The following is a 17,419-nucleotide window of genomic DNA, read 5'->3' on the forward strand; positions in this document are numbered from 1 at the left end:
CAGGCAATCAGCCAGATCGGACGCTACCCACCCTCAACGTGGAGGAGCCTCATCATCCCGCCGGGCGAAGTTCGTGAAGCAGCTGCTCGGCGGCAAGCCCGAGCCAGGTGTCTTGCAGGGTCGAGATCGCCTTATCCCGCCGTCCGAGTCCGCCGTCGCGACGTTGCAGCAGGGCGATGTTTGACGCGATCGCTTCCGGGTAAGTCGGCTGGATCCCGAGTGCACTGGCGAGGACGAGGCCAGCATGGAGCGTGGCTGCCGAGGTTGCTCCCGCCTGAGGCGAGATGCGAAGTCCCAGCACGCGGTCACCGCATTCAGTAACAAGTCTCCGCAGAGTGTCGGGCTGTTCGATCGGCAGCCGGGCGAGCTGCAGTACGCGCACCGCCACAGCTGTGCTCTCCAGTTCGATCCCGGCGCAGGTCCATCCGCTGCCCGGCATACGGGCAGCTTGAAGCAGTCCTCTCAGGGCGCCGCGCTGTTGCTGGTCCAGCTCGATGTGAACGGCCGGCAACAGCTCGACCAGTTCGAGGAACTCAAGCAGTGCTGATCGCCACTCACGGATCGGCGGCGCCTGCAGCACGCGGCGGAGCAGACCAGCAGCCCATGCGTGCGCTGACCGTGTTGGCTCGACCTCGAGCATCTCCAACGCGCGCAACGTCGCCCAACCGATCCGCAGCGTCGCAAAGCCACCATCATCCTGCTGCAGCGTTCGCAGCCACGCAGCGGTCAGCTCGGGGGCCGGGACCTCGCGGCCGACCAGCCGCAACGACTCGAGTGCAGCCAGAGTGTCGGGCGCGTTCGGCTCATCAACACCCCATTCGGGCGTGCGGTAGAAGCAGAAACCGCCCGTCGGGGTCTGACGGTCGAGCACGTAGCGGGTGAGCGCCTCACGGTCAAGCGAGTGCATGGGCGCCGAGCGGCTGCCGTCCGTGATGGACGCGCCAGGCTGAGCAGTGGCTCCGGTTCGAGATGGGTCGGCAGCGGGGAGTGACACGTCATCACCGATTAAGTCAGGCTAACCGCCACAGGGTGCGCGCAAAGGAGCACTGACTACCGACCCCGATAAGTAGAAAGCCGCCCGGCGGAACGGGCGCAGGCAATCCAGCCTGTGGGGTTGACCTGTCAACTGTTGCGACGTTGGCTGGAACTCGCCCCGTCACGGTGGGGCCAAGCGAAGTCGTCGTTCTCACGCAACCGATGACACGACAGATCGGGCCTATCGGTCCTGACATCGACCTCGACGAGGAAGAGGTCCGCCTGCCCGACGGCTCTCGTCTGACCGAAGCGGGCGCCGAGCAGCTCGCCGAGCGCGTGCTCGAGCAGCGGCGGGCCGGTCGTCCGTCGCTGATCGGCGGTAGCGCACATACCCCGCCGCTTACTGTGCGTGTCCGGCCCGATGTCCGCTCGGCCCTTGAAGAGATCGCCCACCAACAGGGTCGTCGGTTGGCGGACGTCAGCCGCGAAGCGCTAGACGAATACGTCGCGCGACACCGCTAACCCAGCGACAACCCGCAAGATAAGGTCAACTTCGGCACCAACATCGGGCGCCGGTTCCACCTTCCCGCACGTTGCGGGCTGTCGGCCGTGGCTGCCCGGTGCCCGTGGCAGTCGCAGAGCAGGTCCCGGCGGTCGCCGACCGCGCCGCCAGTTCACGCCTTCAGCGGCCACGTTGGGCGCGGGGACTCTTCCGTATGCGAAGAGCAGCGGTGCGGTGGATACCTGCCGCGGCGACGATGACACAGCAGCTAGTGCAGCCGCCTACTCGGGGAGCCAAGAGGGCTCGAATGCCGCCGGTCTGCGCCGGGGCAGCCCGGCATAGGCCTCAGCAGGGATGCTGGTCTCTCGATCGACGCCCGCGCCGTGTCTGAGCGCGACGGGATCGACCGGGTAGGCCCCCCAATCGTCTCCGGTTGATCGGTCTCGAGCACCCATGGCGAGCACAACGCAGCGACGGTTGCCCGCACCAACGATGACGTGGCTGGCGCCGGGTGGGCAATGGACAAAGTCCCACGCCTTGATTGGATGTTCCTCACCCTCAATGATCAGCAGCGCCTCGCCTGCGAGGACCAGAAAGTCCTCTTGGTCAGCCTCCCAGTGGTACTGAGCCATCGCCTCGCCCGGGTTCAACGAGCTAAGGTTGATCCCGATCTGCTCGAACGGGACCTCGCCCTCAAACTCGCACACCGCACTGCGACCAAGGGCGTGACTCCAACGGGCCTCCCGCGCGTTGAGCACGAACCAGCCCTCGCCGGTGCGCACGGTACCTGTTGAGCTCGCCAGCAGCTCCGCTCCCTTGATCAATGATTGAAGCCTAGCGCCGGCAGTCGTCGTTGGCAGCCGGCGAGGCGGCTGCCAACGACGAACCGGCACTCTCACGTCAGCGCTCGCGAGCCCACGATGGCTTCTGCTCTCAAATAAACCTTGGCCACGAAAGCGGCGCCGGATCGAGACCCGCGGGCGCACGGAAGCGGGTCTCGCCACGCGTCGGGTCCGCGCACCTGCTTTTCGCCAAAACCAAGATCGACTCGACGCGCGCTTGGTCGCAAACGCGGTAGCGAACGCTGACTGGCCTGCGGAGTGGAAGCGCTAGTGGCGTGCCAGACAGGAGCCCGCCCTCCCGTGATACGTAACAGCATCGTGATGATATGATGCGGTGATGTCAAAGGTGCGTACCACACTCACGATCGATGAAGACGTGCTTAGGTGGGTCAAGATTCGTGCGGCGCGCACAGGCGTCTCTGACAGTGCGGTGATCGAGGAGTCGCTCCGGCGCGATCTGAAGCTCGACGTCCTCGACGAGCTGTGGGCAAACGCGACGATGTCGCAGGCCCAGGCATCCGAACTGGCTCTTGAGGCCCAACACGCGACCAGGCCGCGCCGACGGACACCTGGTGCGCGCGGTCGTTGACGTAAATGTCTTGATCTCCGGAGTGCTGTCTGCCAAGGGGCAGCCGGCCGAGATCCTCCGCGCCTGCCGCGATGGTCAGTTTGAGCTGGTGATCTCCGAGGCGCTGCTCGAGGAGCTGCAGCGAACACTCGCGTACCCGAAGCTGCGCAAGCACATTTCTCGCGAGCAGGCTGCTGCGTACATCAGCTGGGTGCGCGACCACGGGACATTCGCCGAGGACCCCACCAGCCAACCCTCGGTGAGCTCCCGCGATCCCGATGATGACTATCTGCTTGCCCTCGCGATCGACCGTCGGGCCTACCTGGTCACCGGCGACCGAGACCTGCTGGTCCTCGTCGAAGATCTCCCGATTCTCACACCAGAGCAGTTCCTGGCCGAGCTTGAGCAACAGCGCTGAGACGGCCGCGTCGCCTGCCACTCGGGGCGAGGAGCAGCCGGCGACCCGACCCCAACACCATCTTCTCCGGCTCCTCGCCAATGCGATCGCGTGGTTGAACGGTGTGGATTCGCAAAGGCGATAGCCGACCAAGGGGGCCAGCCTCCGGGGCTGGTAAGACTCGCTAGTATTACTGACGTGAGAGTCACTCAAAAAGGGCAGGTCACGATCCCGCTTGAGGTTCGTCGCGCGCTCGGGATCGCACCGGGGACCGAGGTTCGCTTCGAACTTGACGACGGCACTGCCAGGCTGGTTCCCGACCGTGAACGAGCCGCGGAAGAGATAGCCCGTATCCGCGGCGCCGGCGACATCGAGCTGAGCACTGACGCGATCCTTGCGCTGACTCGCGGGTGAGCGCGACCGCAGGCACGGTGGTGGACAGCAGCGTTCTGCTGGACGTGTTCACCGAGGATGAGACCTGGCTTGCGTGGTCACAAGCGCGATTGAGCGAGGCCGCAGGGCGTGGGGCGCTGGTGCTCAACGCCGTCGTGCTCGCCGAGATCGCTCCGCGCTTCTCGCGTGTCGAGCGACTGCGCGACGCACTGCCGTCGATGTGCGTCATCGAAGAGATCCCACTGGCTGCCAGCTTCCTGGCCGGTCATGCTCACGCCGAGTACCGCCGCGCAGGCGGTAGCCGTCAGGCGATTCTGCCCGACTTCTTGATCGGTGCTCATGCAGCCGTGACGGGCCGCCCGTTGCTTACACGAGACCCCACCCGCATCGCGCGCTACATCCCCGGCACCCATCTCATCTCGCCCTGACTGCAACGCGAGAGCCCGAGGGCGCCCGTCGCGCGGTTGCGCCTGACGATCGGTAGCTGTGCGAGGTGACGACGCGCGCCTGCGATGAGCGGATCTCTCAGAGGCGCATGGCGAGCCCGTGCTACTTGACCCAGGGCTCCTCGACTGGCTCTCCGCCACCGACGTAGTGGGCACCGAGAGCGACGAACTCGAGGCCGTCAGGCCCGGCTTCGAAAGCGCGTGCGACCTGCGCGTCGACGCGTATGGCGTCGAACGGTCGGACCGGGATGATGTCGTCTGCGAGCTTGGCGTTGCCGCTGCCGTGGAGGATGAGGTAGATCTCCTCGGCGTGTGTGTGGCCAAAGCCGCAACAAGTTGCGCCAGGTTGGCCTCGAGCAGCGCCGCCTGATCGGCGGGACGGTGCTGACTGCCGTGGCGGGACAGGAGCACGGACGGCGAGGCGCTCTTTCGGGCTGTGAGCAGGGTGTCAAATCGGTGTCCGCCGACACGACGACGCGGCCCTCACGAGCCGCCAAGTCGAAGATCTCTTCGTTGCGGGCGGCGTGCATCCGCAGCGAACGGACGTGCACGGCGTCATGCCCGGCAGCAGCGCGCGCTTCGCCAACCGCAGGCGAGAGCGCGTTATCGATCAGAAACCTCAGCCTGCGAGCGGAAGCTCACGCTCGCGAGCCGTTTCGGCGGCATAGCGCAGCGCTTCTCGGACGTCTGTCGCCTCGAGGTCCGGGTAGGCCTCCACGATCTCAGTCTCAGTCATGCCCTCCGCAACCATCCCAACCACGGTCGCGACCGCGATCCGCATACCCCGGATGCAAGGAACACCATCCATCTGGCCCGGTTCAACCGTGATCCGCTTAAACGTCATGCGCAAAGGCTCGCCGCGTCTTCGGGCAGTTCCGGACGATCTCGACCAAGCGCTCGTCCGGTAACACCCGGCACGGTTCGCTATCCCTTTCATCGTGGAGCTAGATTCCGAACCGCGAGTGCATCAGCGACGTAGAAGCGCTCCGTGCGCTCCGGGGCTGACGATTCCTTGGCCCGGATAGGACTCGTAGGAGGACGTCGAGTCGTCGCTATCGCTTGGCCACGGCACCGCAAACCTCGGGCTCGGTAGGGTGGTGATTCCGTTCGCCGCCATGCCGAGCCCAGGACACGGCGACTCGCTGATCATCGGGCCGGTGGAAGCGGGATCGATAGTTGGCGGCAGATCCCGCGAGCGGTCGGAGCCTTGATCTCACGGTGGTGCGGAACAATCGAGCGATCCCCGGTGGTGGGGTTCTCCCACAGCTCGTGGTTGGCGCCCTCTCGAAGGAGCCGGCAACCGTGGTCCTGGAGGGGTCGCTCGAGGTCGCGCTTTTTCACGCAGCAATCTCAACGGACTCGACCAGCGCCCACCCCGGCTGCGGGATGCTCTCGCCGCGGGCACGACGCTCGTCAAGCACCATCGAGATCGCATCAAGCACCATCGACCGTGCCTGTTCGAGGTCTTCGCCCTGAGTCTGAACCTCGGGCAGTTCGGGCACGTGCGCATACACCCAGCCCGCGCCCGCGTCCTCGTAGACCACGTTGAACTTCAGCGCGCTCATCTGCAGAACGGTAACGCAGCACCGACCGGAGTCTGAGGCGTACCTCGACCAGAGCCAGGGGCACAGACGATCGCTTCCACCTGCGAACCTCTCAACCGTTAGCGATTGGTCTGGCGACGTTCGGTGCCTGCGGCTCAGCGCGAGCCGTGTCCGGATCGGCGCGTACGGTCTGGATGGGTGCCGAAGAAGTACCGAGAGGTTCGTGCTGCGCTGCAGGAAGCCGGCTGGGAGGTTGTCCACGAGCGTGGCTCGCACGAGGTGTGGGCGCATCCGCAGCGGCCCGAGCGGATCGTCGTCGCGGGCAAGGGCAGTGCGACGGTGCCGGTTGGGACGCTCGGTAGCATCAGGAAGGCAACCGGCCCCGAGCATTTGCGTTGAGCGAGTACGTGGTCATCTACGAGCAGGCCGAGGACGGCGAGTGGGGGGCTTACCTCCCGGACGTTCCTGGGGTCGTTGCGCTTGGCGCGACGCGCGAGGAGGTAGCGGCTGGCATCGAGGAGGCTCTGGCCGCCTACGCCGAGGATCTCTCCGAGCGTGGTCTCGGATTGCCAGCGCCCCACCACATCGCTGGCACCGTAGCCGCTTAGTCCCTGAGGGGCCAGGGGCGCCGGACGCCACCTGAGCATTGCCTTTCGCGTTCAGCGTCGACAACACGCCAAGCTTGAGCTTTGGCAGACATCGCGGCCGGTGTCGCGTGGGCGGTTAGGCAGCTGCGCCGCAACAGAACTCGTTGCCGTCGGGATCGCGATACACCGCGACGCCATCAACGCACTCCGACCCGCGATCACAGGTGGGGAAAAACCATGATCACACCTGGGGAGATCTCGTGATCCTTGACGGACTGATCCTCAGCGACCGTCCATACCGCCTCAGTCTCGTGCGGGAAGAACGTCGGCGGCCCGAGAAGCTTCTCCTACCACCTCAGCGCGGCCACATAGTTGCGCACCCGTAGGCCCGCGAAGAGGTGCACAGACACAGTCCCGAGTCTATGCGCAGGCTCAGCAGCAGTAGCGCTTTCGCTGACGCGCTGGCACCGCCCTGACGATCGCATCGGCGACGATTCGTCGTCCTCAAGATGCGGTGTATTGGCGAGTGCCGGGTGCGTCGGTGGTCCGGGCCAGCGGTGTTGAGCGCCGTTTGAATCCGGCACGCGCGGTGTGGGTGGCGCCGTTCATCGGCGGCATGTTTGCTGCGATGGTGGCAGGCTTGGCGCGTTTGTGAACGCGCGAGAGCCCTCCCGTCAGCTTGGCGGTTGCCGGGAGGGCTCTCTTGGATGCCGGAGGTGGCACCCCGATGTTGATCGTATGTGCAGAGCCTGCCGTGGTCGAGGCTGAGTTGTTGGCTGGCGGGTTGTTGTGTCCGTTATGCCGGGCGGTGTTGGGGCCGTGGGGTCATGGCCGGGAGCGGGTGTTGCGCTGTCGGGGTGCTGACCGGCGGCTGGTGCCCAGGCGGGCCAGGTGCCGGGGGTGTCTGGGGACCCATGTGCTGTTGCCTGATATCGGGTTGTTGCGTCGTCGGGACGAGGTGGCTGTGATCGGCGCGGCGGTTGAGGCGAGCGTTGCTGGGCAGGGGTATCGCCGGATCGCTGGGTGGTTGGGGTTGCCGGCGGACACGGTCCGGGGCTGGTTGAGCCGGTTCGCTGCGCGGGCGGATGTGATTCGGGAGCATTTCACGCGGTGCGCGATCGTGCTGGACCCGGAGCTCGGGCCGATCATGCCGGCTGGGAGCGTGGTCGCGGACGCGTTGGAAGCGATCGCAGTCACGGCCAGGGCGTGGGTTTTGAGGTTCGGTCCGGTGGATCCGTGGCCGGTTGTGTCCAGGTTGTCTGGCGGGGTGCTGTTGGCAACACGAGCTCCCGCCTTCCCGTGGGCGGCGTGAGCTGAGACGCTCCTGCGCTTCGGATGAACGAGAGCGCGGGAGAGCAACGAGGTGAATGAGGATCGTCGCCGGGAGATCGGCCTGTTTCGTTACACCCTGATTCGTGACGCCGCCGATGAGGGGTTGTCGAAAGCTGAGCGTGGCCGGCTCGTTCGGTCACTGGCTGGGCGTGAGCATGTCGGGCCTGATGGGCAGCTCGTCAGGGTCGCGCGCGGCACTCTGGATGAGTGGATTCGTGCTTATCGCCGCGGCGGGTTCGAGGCTTTGCTTCCCCGGCGGCGGGTCGTCCCGGTCAGGACACCGGCCGAGACATTGGAGCTGGCGTTCGCTTTGAAACGTGAGCGGCCGGAGCGAACCGCCGCGCAGGTCAGGCAGATCATGCTCGCCAGCGTCAAGGACGGTGAGGACGTGCCGGGGTTGCGGACATTGCAGACGCATCTGGCTCGTGCCGGGTTGAACGTCAGGGGTGATGGTCACACTGCAGGGAAGGTTTATGGCCGGTTCGAAGCCGCTGCCCGGAATGAGCTGTGGACTGGGGACGGGTTACATGGCCCCAGGCTCGCCGGCACCGCCGCGCGGGCGGTGCTCGTCGCGTTTATCGACGATCACTCTCGCCTGCTGACCGGGTGGCGGTGGGGGACCGGTGAGGATGTGTTCCGCCTCGAGGCCGCGCTCCGTGCCGGGTTGATGAGCCGTGGGGTGCCCGGCCAGATTTTGGTTGACCGCGGCTCGGCGTTCGTGTCCTCACAGCTATTTCGTGCGTGTGCGGTGCTTGGTGTGAGGCTGATTCACGCAAGCCCGAGGGCGGCGACAACGAAAGGGAAAATCGAACGCTTCTTCCGGACCGTGCGCGACCAGTTCCTGGTGGAGATCGATGATGGCATCGAGCTGGCGGAGCTGAACCGTCGGTTCTCCGCGTGGGTGGAGGTCGTTTATCACCGCCGGGTGCACTCAGAGACCAAGCAAGCCCCGCTGGCCCGGTTTGATGCGGCGGGCGCACCCCAGTTGCCGACCCCGGCGCTGTTGCGCGAAGCGTTTCTGTGGAGTCAGGAACGGACGGTCACGAAGACCGCGACCGTGTCGCTTTACGCCAACCAATACGAGGTCAACGCCGCGCTCGCCGGCTGCAAGGTCGAGTTGGTGTTCGACCCGTTCGATCTCACGATGATCGAGGTTCGCTACCAGCATCGCCCGATGGGGACCGCCACACCTTTGGTGATCGGCCGCCGCACCCACCCACAAGCCCAGCGGGAGCTGCCGCCACCACCGGCCGGCACAGGGATCGACTACCTGAAGCTGCTGGCTGAGCAGCGCGACGCTGAGCTGGGTGGTCAGCGGATCGACTACGCCAGCCTCACAAACAACGGCGACGGCGACGGCGAGAAGGATCGTGACATCAACCAAAAGCAGGAGGGATGAGCAGTGAGTATTGACAGGTTGCGCGCCCATTACGGGTTCACACGCATGCCGTTCGGGAAGGATCTGGCACCGGGAATGTTGCATGCCCATGGCTCGCATGCTGAGGCGGTCGCCCGGATGGCGTGGTGCATCAGTGAGCAGGCGATCGGTGTGATCAGCGGGGAGTGCGGCGCCGGCAAAACTGTTGCTGCCCGCGCCGCTGTGGCGAGCCTTGATGCCTCAAGGCACACGGTGCTTTATCTCGGAACCCCCGGCGTCGGGTTGCGCGGTATCTACGGGCTGATCATCAACACCCTGGGCGCCACCCCTAGGTTCCATCACGCCGCTCTGATCCCCCAAGCCCAAGAGATGCTCGCCGCCGAGAGCGCGGAGCGTGGCAAGCATGTCGTGATCATCATTGATGAAGCCCATTTGCTTGACGCGGAGAGCCTGGAGGGGATCCGGTGTTTGTCAAACATGGGGATGGACCAGACCGCCCCGTTCTGTTTGCTTTTGCTCGGCCAACCCACACTTCGGCGTCGGCTGCGCAACGGCACGTTCACCGCGCTGGACCAGAGGATCGCGGTGCGTTACACGATCAACGGCCTCGACCTGAAAGAGACCCGAAGCTATGTGCAGCATCATTTGGCGCTCGCGGGCCGCTCGGACACCCTGTTCTCCGATGATGCGATCAGCCTGATCCACACCACGTCCCGTGGTCTGCCGAGGTTGATCAACAACCTCGCTGTCGCGGCGCTGGTTGCCGCGTTCGCGGCAAACAAGGCGATCGTGGATGAGAGCTCGGCACGGGTCGCCGTCACAGAGGTCTCAGCCGAATGACCGCCACCCTGTCGCTGCTTGACCCGCCACCGGAGGATCAGCCTACAAACAGCGGGCTGCTGCCAGCACCGCCAGGCTGGCCGCAAGCACCAGCACCCGCCGTCTACCACGAGCTGCTCGGCGAGATCGTGGGCCGCGTCGCCCCGCACACCGAGGCTGACCCGGTCGCGATCCTCACCCAGCTGCTGGTCGGGTTCGGTACCGCCATCGGTCGTGGCGCGTGGTTCCAAGTCGAAGCGACCCGCCATCACACCAACGAGTTCATGCTGCTGGTCGGTGACAGCGCGAAGGCGAGAAAGGGGTCATCTTGGGATCATGTCCGTCGGCTTCTGGTCAGTGTCGACACGTCGATCGACTCACGGATTCTCACCGGCCTATCCAGTGGCGAGGGGTTGATCTGGGCGGTCCGTGACCCAGCCGGCCAGGATCCCGGTCACCCTGATCAGCGGCTGCTGGTGATCGAACCAGAATTCGCGTCAGTATTGAAGGCCGCAAGCCGTGAGATCTCGACACTCTCACCAACTCTGCGCTCAGCGTGGGATGGACGGCCACTGGCGATCCTGACCCGCACCGCGCCGGCGCGCGCCAGCACCGCGCACATCACGCTAATCGGTCACATCACCCAACACGAGTTGCGCCGCCACATAACCCAGGCAGAGCTCTCCAACGGGTATCTGAACCGGATCCTGATCGTCTGCTGCCGCCGCCAGCGCCTGCTCCCAGAAGGCGGCGAACCTGACCCCCTCGCCGGCACCGGCCTTGATCGCCTGCTCGCCACGGCGCTACGCCAAGCACGCACAGCCGGCCAGATCAAGCTTGATCCCGACGCCCGGGAGATGTGGCATCACGCCTACCGCACACTCGCCCAGCCACAGGCCGGGATTATCGGCCAGATCACCGCCCGCGCCGAAGCGCACGTCATCCGCCTCGCGCTTCTCTACGCCCTCGCTGACGGCAAAACCCAGATCGGCAGCCCGCACCTGAGCGCCGCACTCGCGCTCCAGGACTACGCCACCCGGTCCGCAGCATGGGCGCTCACCGGTGCGACCGGTCAGCCACTCGCCGAACAGATCCACACCATCCTCACAAACCATCCCGGCGGACTGACCCGCAGCCAAATCAGCCAGACCCTCAACCACAACCAGCCCGCCGGGCAGATCGACCACGCCCTCCAAGCCCTGCACGCCGCCCACCGCGTCCACAGCACCCAGATCCCGACCGGCGGACGACCCGCCCAGCTCTGGGCCGCCAGCAGCAGCGGGACATAACCGGCCGGCTGCCTACCGCCACGCGCGAGTGGGTCGAATCGCTCGCCGAGCACCCGGCCGCGCCACCAGACCGGTCACTCAGAAACCTGAGCACCTCATGGCGAGCGATCAAAAGCGAAAGCGAAGCGGTCACAAACGCGCGACAAGCAACCGCAAGCCCACGACCCTGACCGCCCTTCATTGCGAGCCGATCAGCCGTCAGCCCGGGACCCCACCCCGGACTTACTTCTTCTTTCGTACCCCACCCCCCGATGCCGCCGAACAAAAGCATCACCGTCCCGAAAATCAACGGCGCTCAACACAGCGGTGCTGCTTTCGGTTCACCGCGAGTAGGTCTGTTTTGGCTCGCCCAGGGCCGAGCGCTCAACCCGGTGCTCTGACGTCGGGGAGGCGGAGGTTGCCCTGCTGTGTCAAGGGGCAGCGGCAGGTGCGTTGGTGGCGCCGCGCTGGTTGGAGCGTGTTTGAAGGAGCACGCTGGCGAGTACGAGGCCGAGGCCTAACCAGCCGAGCGGGGAGAGATGTTGGTGTGCGACGAGGGCAGCCAGGGCAGCCGCCACGGCGGGCTCCAGCAGGCTGAGGAGCGTCGCGTCGCGTGCCGTGGTGGTTCGCAGACCGTGACCGAACAGGACGTACCCGATGGTCATCGGGATCAGGCCGAGGTACCCGGCGACGAGAATGCCTCGGCTGCTCGTGAGCAGCGTCGAGCCGGTGATCAGGAGGATCGGAATCAGTACCAACGAGCCGAGCCCGAACAACGCGCCGACTGTCGCGCGGGAGCTGGCGCTGCGGGCGATGATGTCTGAGGCGGCGACCGTGTAGCCGGCGTAGCAGCAGGCCGCGGTGAGCGCGAGGATGACCCCGACTAGCAGCTGCATGTGGTGCGCGAGCTCGGCGCGGCCGGTCCCGAGCAGCGCCGCCCCGAGGAGCGCGATGGCTACGGTCGCCACCCATCGTCTGGTGAGGCGGCGGCCGTGGCGGAATCGTTCGATCAGTGCCGCTGCAATCGGCGCTGCCCCGATTGAGAGTGTGACGCCGACCGCGACGCCGGCATCCGCCATCGACGTGTAGAAGGCCAGTGGGTAGGCCACAACGAAGCCAGCGCCGAGCCAGAGCGCCCGCCCGCCAGCGCGGGTGGTAATCAGGCGAAGCGCAGCACGGCGTGCACCCAGGAACAAAGCGATCCCGCCAATCCCCATCGCCGCGGCGCCGATCGCCAGCGAGCTGGCGCTGCGGGGAGCAAACGTCGCGGCCGTTCCAGTCGTCCCCCACAGCACGGCTGCTCCCAGCACCGACCAAGTGCCCGCGTTTGCTCGAAGGGCAGGCGCCGAGCGCTCTGCGCTTGCACGCCGTGCCACGGGCGTGCGTGCGCGGGCAATCGCCGACTCGGCGGTGCTGGACTCGTTCATTTCTCGGCCAGGATCAGCCGGGCGAGGCTGCGAGCGCGCTTCAGCCGTTCGGGGCTGCCCTCGATGCCGGCGCTCACTACGCCTCCCTCCAGGATGAGGAACAGGTGCTCGCCGAGTTGCTCGGGATCGGTCGCGCCCGCGGCGGCGCAGCGCTCGGTGAGGATACGGCGCACTTCATCCTTGTGGGCGCGAACCGCCTCGCGTCCCGGATGGCCAGTGGGAAGCTCGGCCGCCCCGTTGAGCAGCCCACACCCCCGAAACCCCTGCACGTAGGCGAGGGCCGCGTGATCGAGGTACGCATCGAAGACCGCCAGCACTTCCCCTGTCGCGCTGCCGGCGCGCCGCGTGCGTTCCTCGAGCAGACCCAGCCATTCGGCGTGGCGCCGATCGAGATAGGCGACCACTAGCTCGTCCTTGGAGGCGAAGTTGTTGTAGAGGCTCATCTTCGCCACCCGCGCCTCCGCGATGATCGCGTCGATCCCGGTGGCGGCGATCCCCTCGGCATAGAACCGCCTGCTCGCGGCCTCCAACAGTTTCTCTTTCGCCAGTCCCACGCCAAAAAGCATATCAATTAGGTAGACGGGTCTACCTATTCTCGGAAGACCGCCGGAGCCACCGCCGTCATAGGAGCGAAAGCACCGTCGTCAGCACTCGCTTTCCTGGTTGGCGAGAATGCCGCCGACCGTCGCCCTCGCACCCACCTCGCGCGGAAGGCGCCGAGGACCAGCCCATCGCTTGACCAGGTCGCAATCGTGCGCCACAATTGTGGCGTGAGCACTGAACCTCTGCGAACCGTCCGAGACCATCTCTCAGAGATCGTCGACCGTGTCGAACGTGAGCACGACCGGGTGGTGATCACCCGCAACGGCCGTGACGCAGCTGTGCTGATGAGCGCAGCCGACCTGGCGGAACTCGAAGAAACCCTCTCAGTTCTCAGCGACCCAGCAGCACTCGCCGACATCCGCGAGGCCGACGCCGCATACGCCAGCGGCGACGTGCTCCGCGGGATCGACGCGGTCCGTGCGCTGCAGTCGTGAGCGCCGACGGCCACTACGAGCTCATCGTCACGCCACCAGCCGCCAGAGCGATCTCAGAGCAGCTGCCCGAGCCGGTAGCAGCAGCCGTCATTGAGTTCCTCACCGCCAGCCTGATCAGAGAGCCGCGCAGAGTCGGCAAGCAACTGCGTCGTGAGCTGGCCGGAATCTGGTCAGCGCGACGTGGTAGCTATCGCGTGCTCTACCGGATCCGCGAGAACCCACGCGAGGTCATCGTCCTGCGCATCGAGCACCGCAGCGACGTTTACCGACCACGCTGACCCGCCGAAGCCGACCCCCCAGCCCTACTCTGCCACCAAGACGGGTATCGCAGTCGTCGAACCAGCTGACCCGCCATGCGCGGTGCGACGCGAAGTCGCACGACACGAGTGAACTACCCGGACTGGAGGATCAGAGAAATGTGAGCGAGTAGTTCCAGGTCCGTGCTCGATGGCCTGTCCCCGCCCCTGATGTGCGCTGCCGGTAACGACGGGGTGCTGAGCTCAGGGGGAAGCCGAAGCGTTGCTGGTTTCATCCCGGTGGCGTGGGCGAGGGGAAGACCGCGCGGGTGAACGACGTGAACCCCTGTTTGATGCCTCGTGAAGCGGAGCCTCGCATGGTGGGATGTTGTGGCGGGGTTTAGGGACTAGCCGTGGTGGAGCGGCAGGCGCCGGCTGAGAACGCGCCTCAGTCCGGGATGAGCACCGTCGTCCTCGGGGCACAGGGGGCACCCACCCCGGTCGCAGCTCGTGCGTGCGGAACGCGGTAACCCCGTCCGGGTCCGGCCCTGTGTGGGTCGGTGGGCCGACCGTGAGGAGAGCCGACCCCTTGGCGGGAGTGGGATGACCGAGAAGCGAATGCCGGTGGCCGAAAGGCAGCAGGAAACCGGGACATGAATGGCTGGCCCCTCTGCCAGTCGTCTCGGATAACTGGCCGGATACCGGGCTGGTGCCCGGACTCGAAAGGGTGCTGACGCGGTCAGGTGAGCCTGTGAAGAGAAAGATGACCGAGATCCCGGAACCCGAGGACAAGCTGGACGCCATGACCACGGTCACGGTGAGTGGACCAGAGGACGACGCCGAGCGCTGGCGCCAGATCGATTGGCGGCGCTCGGAGGCGGACGTACGGCGGTTGCGGCAGCGGATCTTCACGGCGTCGAAGGCGGGGGACCTTTCGAGGGTCCGCCGGTTGCAGAAGTTGATGCTCCGCTCGCGCGCGAACACGCTGATCAGCGTGCGGCGGGTGACGGAGCGCAACGCCGGTCGTCTGACGGCAGGCGTGGACGGCGAGGTCGTGCTGACCCCGGAGGCCAAGATCCAACTGGTCGACAGGGTTCAGCAGAACGCCGAGCCGTTTACAGCGATGCCGGTCAGGCAGGTGTACATCCCCAAGCCGGGTGGCAAGCGGCGCCCGCTCCGGATCCCCGTGATCGTCGATCGCGTGCACCAAGCACGGGTCGTCAACGCGTTGGAGCCCGAGTGGGAGGCGCGGTTTGAGCCGAGGTCCTATGGATTCCGGCCGGGCCGCGGATGCCAAGACGCGGTACAAGCCATCCACCTGACCGCCAAGGGCAAGAGCGCGCGGCGGCTGTGGGCGCTGGACGCGGACCTGGCATCGGCGTTCGACCTGATCGCCCACGATCACATCCTCGACCAGCTCGGCTCGTTCCCCGCGAGGGAAATGATCCGGGCATGGCTGAAGGCTGGCGTGGTTGTGCAAGGTCGGCTGCATCGCACCGAGGACGGCGTTCCTCAGGGCGGGTTATGCGCAGCTGCGCATAAAGACCCCTACGGTGTGCCCTCCTAAGCGCAATACCGTTAAGTTAGTGTCCGGGGGTGGGGTTATCGTTATCGCGTGCCTCGTGCTGGTTGGGTCAAGCCTGCGAGTGATCAGCGGCTCTCGGATCACATCTCTATCGGTGTTCTGACGCGGGTATTCCCGCCGGAGCTGGTTGACGCGGTGGTCGCCGAAGCTGGACGCGTGGAGCGCCGGCAGCGGTTGCTGCCGGCGCGGGTGGTTGTCTACTACGTGCTGGCGATGGCGCTGTTCTCGGGTTCCTCTTATGAGGAGGTGATGCGCCTGCTGGTCGAGGGGTTGGCGTGGGAGTCGGGCTGGCAGCGGGCGTGGGAGGTGCCGAGCAAGCCGGCGATCTTCATGGCGCGCAAGCGGCTGGGGTCCGAGCCTTTGCAGTTGTTGTTCGGGGCCGCCTGCTCGCCCTTGGCTGCAGCGGCGACGCGCGGGGCGTTCTATCGCGGTCTGCGGTTGATGAGCCTCGACGGGACGTGTCTGGATGTGCCCGACACGGCCGCGAATGACGAGGCGTTCGGGCGTCCTGGCTCGTCACGGCGCGAGGGTGGGGGAGCGTTCCCGCAGTTGCGTCTGGTTGCGCTGTCCGAATGCGGGACGCACGCGATCACCGGCGCGGCGCTCGGCCCGTACACCAGTTCTGAGCAGGAGCTGACCGACCAGTTGTTGGGGGCGCTTTCACCCGGAATGCTGTGCCTGGCCGACCGTGGCTTCTACAGCTTCGAGCGCTTCCAAAACGCCCGACGTGCCGGGGCGCAGCTGCTCTGGCGCGTGAAGTCGAACATGGTCCTGCCGCGCGAGCGACCGCTTCCCGACGGCTCGTATCTGTCCACCGTGTACTCCTTCTCAGACCGTCACGCCCATCGCGACGGCGCACAGGTGCGGGTCGTGGAGTACGGCATCGATGATCCCGGCGTGCCGCAGGCCGAGGAGCGCTACCGGCTGTTGTGCACGATCGAGGACCCAGACCGGGCGCCCGCCTCCGAGCTCGCCGCGCTCTACAGCGAGCGCTGGGAGCTGGAGAGCACCCTCGACGAGCTGAAAACCCACCAGCGCGGCCCGCGCGTCGTGCTGCGTTCCAAGCAACCCGCCGGCATCTACCAAGAAGCCTACGGCTACCTGTGCACTCACTACGCGATCCGCCGGCTGATGCACGACGCCGCGCTCCGAGCCGACATCGACCCTGACCGCTTATCGTTCACCAGAGGCCTCCGCGCCGCCCGTCGCAGCACCAGATCCCACCCGGGATTTTCCCCCCCAGACGATCGCCGCCGCCCAACAGCAAGCGATCAGTGAGATCCTCCACGAGCCGCTCCCCGAACGACGCCTGCGCGCCAACCCGCGCGTGATCAAACGCAAGATGAGCAACTGGGCAGTCAAACGCCCCGAGCACCGCGACCGGCCACAACCAACCAACCCGCCCGAGGACTCAATCACCATCCTAGCGGCTTAACTTAACGGTATTGCTCCTAAGCGCGGTCAGCAGGCTGTCGGGCAAACGCCAGTCGCTTCTGCTCCACCCAGAGAGGAGCGGCCACGACAGCGCCGAGTTGACCGCTACAGCTCGATCGGAGCAGCGGGCCGATCTCAGGTTGCTTTGGGCAGGGCCCGTGATGAAGCAAGCCGGGCCGAGGCGGCCGAAGGAGAGATATGGCCGCCGTTGGCCCGGCAGGCGTGATGGAGCTAGAGAGCGATTCTGGCGCTGGGAACGATCTGGGGGTCGTCCAGCGTCACGAGCCGCACGCTGAACCGCAAACGACGGCGGGTGCGGAGGTGCTCACAGCCGGCGCGGCGGTACTGAGCTGAGTGCAGATGCTCCACGCCAGGAGCGAGACGATCCCGGTGGCGATCAGCTTCATGAGAATTGCGTCGAGAATGATCATTGCGCCCTCCTCCCGAGCTTGCCGCGGCAGATGTGCTCGGCGTTGTTGGTCCCGCCTTGCGGTTCCGTGTCTCCCCGGCGACCGCTTGGCCCGATAGGGAATCTTTCATACGACCTGAGGCTGTCACCGGGGACGACCACGTCCTCCGGGAACCTCATGTAAGGCCGTCTATCGCGTCGAGCGCGCTGCGCACTGATTCGATGTCGCGAGAAATCAAA

Annotated in this window: 24 protein-coding genes and 1 pseudogene; 16 read left to right on the plus strand and 9 right to left on the minus strand. The window is 66.1% G+C overall.

Annotation, left to right across the window (positions count from 1 at the left end; genetic code table 11):
- Window positions 1-52: 52 nt before the first annotated feature.
- Entirely contained in the window at window positions 53-907 is an 855-nt protein-coding gene (locus M3M54_RS02340) for a prenyltransferase/squalene oxidase repeat-containing protein (protein WP_249020579.1), read from the minus strand.
- A gap of 290 nt (window positions 908-1,197) precedes the next feature.
- On the opposite strand from M3M54_RS02340, the gene M3M54_RS02345 reads away from it, so the two are divergent.
- The gene (locus tag M3M54_RS02345; protein ID WP_249020580.1) at window positions 1,198-1,497 is read left to right on the plus strand and encodes a hypothetical protein; all 300 of its coding nucleotides are present in this window, start codon (window positions 1,198-1,200) and stop codon (window positions 1,495-1,497) included.
- Window positions 1,498-1,758: 261 nt separating this feature from the next.
- Here the strand turns inward: M3M54_RS02345 and M3M54_RS02350 are convergent, their stop codons facing one another.
- A complete protein-coding gene (locus M3M54_RS02350; protein WP_249020581.1) occupies window positions 1,759-2,301 on the minus strand; it encodes a cupin domain-containing protein in 543 nt (180 codons plus the stop codon).
- Between the two features lie 355 nt (window positions 2,302-2,656).
- Here M3M54_RS02350 and M3M54_RS02355 point away from each other — a divergent pair, with 355 nt between their 5' ends.
- From M3M54_RS02355 to M3M54_RS02375, 5 genes are all read left to right on the plus strand, one after another.
- Window positions 2,657-2,908, plus strand: a complete 252-nt coding sequence (locus tag M3M54_RS02355; protein WP_249020582.1) for a ribbon-helix-helix protein, CopG family — start codon at window positions 2,657-2,659, stop codon at window positions 2,906-2,908.
- Window positions 2,892-3,305 (plus strand): putative toxin-antitoxin system toxin component, PIN family, encoded by a 414-nt coding sequence (locus M3M54_RS02360; protein ID WP_249020583.1) that lies wholly within the window; start codon window positions 2,892-2,894, stop codon window positions 3,303-3,305. The genes M3M54_RS02355 and M3M54_RS02360 overlap by 17 nt, the downstream gene beginning before the upstream one ends.
- Before the next feature lie 177 nt (window positions 3,306-3,482).
- Window positions 3,483-3,698 carry an AbrB/MazE/SpoVT family DNA-binding domain-containing protein gene (locus M3M54_RS02365; RefSeq protein ID WP_249020584.1) on the plus strand — a complete coding sequence of 72 codons (216 nt, stop codon included), beginning with the start codon at window positions 3,483-3,485 and terminating at the stop codon, window positions 3,696-3,698.
- Window positions 3,695-4,105, plus strand: coding sequence for a type II toxin-antitoxin system VapC family toxin (locus M3M54_RS02370; protein ID WP_249020585.1), 411 nt, complete (start codon window positions 3,695-3,697; stop codon window positions 4,103-4,105). The genes M3M54_RS02365 and M3M54_RS02370 overlap by 4 nt, the downstream gene beginning before the upstream one ends.
- Window positions 4,106-4,223: 118 nt before the next feature.
- Window positions 4,224-4,493: a hypothetical protein gene (locus M3M54_RS02375; RefSeq protein WP_249020586.1), complete on the plus strand. Its 270-nt coding sequence runs from the start codon at window positions 4,224-4,226 to the stop codon at window positions 4,491-4,493.
- A 91-nt stretch (window positions 4,494-4,584) separates the two neighbouring features.
- Here M3M54_RS02375 and M3M54_RS16875 read toward each other — a convergent pair.
- From M3M54_RS16875 to M3M54_RS02385, 4 genes and pseudogenes are all read right to left on the minus strand, one after another.
- Window positions 4,585-4,746 (minus strand): annotated as a pseudogene (locus M3M54_RS16875) (DUF5615 family PIN-like protein); the annotation flags it as partial.
- A complete protein-coding gene (locus M3M54_RS02380; RefSeq protein WP_371878614.1) occupies window positions 4,743-5,060 on the minus strand; it encodes a DUF433 domain-containing protein in 318 nt (105 codons plus the stop codon). The pseudogene M3M54_RS16875 and the gene M3M54_RS02380, both read right to left, overlap by 4 nt.
- A gap of 209 nt (window positions 5,061-5,269) precedes the next feature.
- On the minus strand, window positions 5,270-5,464 hold the full coding sequence (locus M3M54_RS16880; RefSeq protein ID WP_371878615.1) for a type II toxin-antitoxin system HicA family toxin: 195 nt from the start codon (window positions 5,462-5,464) through the stop codon (window positions 5,270-5,272).
- Window positions 5,461-5,688, minus strand: coding sequence for a type II toxin-antitoxin system HicB family antitoxin (locus M3M54_RS02385; RefSeq protein ID WP_249020588.1), 228 nt, complete (start codon window positions 5,686-5,688; stop codon window positions 5,461-5,463). Before M3M54_RS02385 ends, M3M54_RS16880 begins: the two co-directional genes overlap by 4 nt.
- 177 nt (window positions 5,689-5,865) lie before the next feature.
- Between M3M54_RS02385 and M3M54_RS02390 the strand changes: the two genes are divergently transcribed.
- The 6 genes from M3M54_RS02390 to M3M54_RS02415 all read left to right on the plus strand — a co-directional run bounded on the left by M3M54_RS02390 (window position 5,866) and on the right by M3M54_RS02415 (window position 11,072).
- A complete protein-coding gene (locus M3M54_RS02390) occupies window positions 5,866-6,066 on the plus strand; it encodes a type II toxin-antitoxin system HicA family toxin (RefSeq protein ID WP_249020589.1) in 201 nt (66 codons plus the stop codon).
- On the plus strand, window positions 6,063-6,275 hold the full coding sequence (locus M3M54_RS02395; RefSeq protein WP_249020590.1) for a type II toxin-antitoxin system HicB family antitoxin: 213 nt from the start codon (window positions 6,063-6,065) through the stop codon (window positions 6,273-6,275). Before M3M54_RS02390 ends, M3M54_RS02395 begins: the two co-directional genes overlap by 4 nt.
- Before the next feature lie 895 nt (window positions 6,276-7,170).
- Window positions 7,171-7,566, plus strand: coding sequence for a helix-turn-helix domain-containing protein (locus tag M3M54_RS02400; protein ID WP_371878586.1), 396 nt, complete (start codon window positions 7,171-7,173; stop codon window positions 7,564-7,566).
- A 51-nt stretch (window positions 7,567-7,617) separates the two neighbouring features.
- Window positions 7,618-8,985, plus strand: a complete 1,368-nt coding sequence (locus M3M54_RS02405) for a DDE-type integrase/transposase/recombinase (protein WP_249019757.1) — start codon at window positions 7,618-7,620, stop codon at window positions 8,983-8,985.
- Window positions 8,986-8,988: 3 nt separating this feature from the next.
- On the plus strand, window positions 8,989-9,804 hold the full coding sequence (locus M3M54_RS02410) for an ExeA family protein (RefSeq protein ID WP_249019415.1): 816 nt from the start codon (window positions 8,989-8,991) through the stop codon (window positions 9,802-9,804).
- A complete protein-coding gene (locus M3M54_RS02415) occupies window positions 9,801-11,072 on the plus strand; it encodes a YfjI family protein (RefSeq protein WP_249019416.1) in 1,272 nt (423 codons plus the stop codon). The genes M3M54_RS02410 and M3M54_RS02415 overlap by 4 nt, the downstream gene beginning before the upstream one ends.
- Window positions 11,073-11,482: 410 nt before the next feature.
- Here the strand turns inward: M3M54_RS02415 and M3M54_RS02420 are convergent, their stop codons facing one another.
- Both M3M54_RS02420 and M3M54_RS02425 read right to left on the minus strand, forming a co-directional pair.
- A complete protein-coding gene (locus M3M54_RS02420; RefSeq protein ID WP_249020591.1) occupies window positions 11,483-12,478 on the minus strand; it encodes a DMT family transporter in 996 nt (331 codons plus the stop codon).
- Window positions 12,475-13,044 (minus strand): TetR/AcrR family transcriptional regulator, encoded by a 570-nt coding sequence (locus M3M54_RS02425; RefSeq protein ID WP_249020592.1) that lies wholly within the window; start codon window positions 13,042-13,044, stop codon window positions 12,475-12,477. Before M3M54_RS02425 ends, M3M54_RS02420 begins: the two co-directional genes overlap by 4 nt.
- 204 nt (window positions 13,045-13,248) lie before the next feature.
- On the opposite strand from M3M54_RS02425, the gene M3M54_RS02430 reads away from it, so the two are divergent.
- From M3M54_RS02430 to M3M54_RS02445, 4 genes are all read left to right on the plus strand, one after another.
- Window positions 13,249-13,515 (plus strand): type II toxin-antitoxin system Phd/YefM family antitoxin, encoded by a 267-nt coding sequence (locus M3M54_RS02430; RefSeq protein WP_249020593.1) that lies wholly within the window; start codon window positions 13,249-13,251, stop codon window positions 13,513-13,515.
- Window positions 13,512-13,793, plus strand: coding sequence for a type II toxin-antitoxin system RelE/ParE family toxin (locus tag M3M54_RS02435; protein WP_249020594.1), 282 nt, complete (start codon window positions 13,512-13,514; stop codon window positions 13,791-13,793). The genes M3M54_RS02430 and M3M54_RS02435 overlap by 4 nt, the downstream gene beginning before the upstream one ends.
- A 709-nt stretch (window positions 13,794-14,502) precedes the next feature.
- Window positions 14,503-15,318 (plus strand): reverse transcriptase N-terminal domain-containing protein, encoded by an 816-nt coding sequence (locus M3M54_RS02440; protein WP_249020595.1) that lies wholly within the window; start codon window positions 14,503-14,505, stop codon window positions 15,316-15,318.
- Between the two features lie 48 nt (window positions 15,319-15,366).
- Window positions 15,367-16,614: an IS4 family transposase gene (locus M3M54_RS02445; RefSeq protein WP_249018978.1), complete on the plus strand. Its 1,248-nt coding sequence runs from the start codon at window positions 15,367-15,369 to the stop codon at window positions 16,612-16,614.
- A gap of 434 nt (window positions 16,615-17,048) precedes the next feature.
- Here the strand turns inward: M3M54_RS02445 and M3M54_RS02450 are convergent, their stop codons facing one another.
- On the minus strand, window positions 17,049-17,201 hold the full coding sequence (locus M3M54_RS02450) for a hypothetical protein (protein ID WP_249020596.1): 153 nt from the start codon (window positions 17,199-17,201) through the stop codon (window positions 17,049-17,051).
- Between the last annotated feature and the right edge of the window lie 218 nt (window positions 17,202-17,419).

It is taken from the genome of Conexibacter sp. S30A1, from assembly GCF_023330665.1.
Classification (GTDB): domain Bacteria; phylum Actinomycetota; class Thermoleophilia; order Solirubrobacterales; family Solirubrobacteraceae; genus Palsa-465.

Bases quoted from the DNA above. Each gene is read 5' to 3' on its own strand.
- M3M54_RS02415 (WP_249019416.1), top strand. From the start codon at position 9,801: ATGACCGCCACCCTGTCGCTGCTTGACCCGCCACCGGAGGATCAGCCT.
- M3M54_RS02420 (WP_249020591.1), bottom strand. From the start codon at position 12,478: ATGAACGAGTCCAGCACCGCCGAGTCGGCGATTGCCCGCGCACGCACG.
- M3M54_RS02380 (WP_371878614.1), bottom strand. From the start codon at position 5,060: ATGAAAGGGATAGCGAACCGTGCCGGGTGTTACCGGACGAGCGCTTGG.
- M3M54_RS02355 (WP_249020582.1), top strand. From the start codon at position 2,657: ATGTCAAAGGTGCGTACCACACTCACGATCGATGAAGACGTGCTTAGG.
- M3M54_RS02385 (WP_249020588.1), bottom strand. From the start codon at position 5,688: ATGAGCGCGCTGAAGTTCAACGTGGTCTACGAGGACGCGGGCGCGGGC.
- M3M54_RS02340 (WP_249020579.1), bottom strand. From the start codon at position 907: ATGCACTCGCTTGACCGTGAGGCGCTCACCCGCTACGTGCTCGACCGT.
- M3M54_RS02345 (WP_249020580.1), top strand. From the start codon at position 1,198: ATGACACGACAGATCGGGCCTATCGGTCCTGACATCGACCTCGACGAG.
- M3M54_RS02450 (WP_249020596.1), bottom strand. From the start codon at position 17,201: ATGATCATTCTCGACGCAATTCTCATGAAGCTGATCGCCACCGGGATC.
- M3M54_RS02425 (WP_249020592.1), bottom strand. From the start codon at position 13,044: ATGCTTTTTGGCGTGGGACTGGCGAAAGAGAAACTGTTGGAGGCCGCG.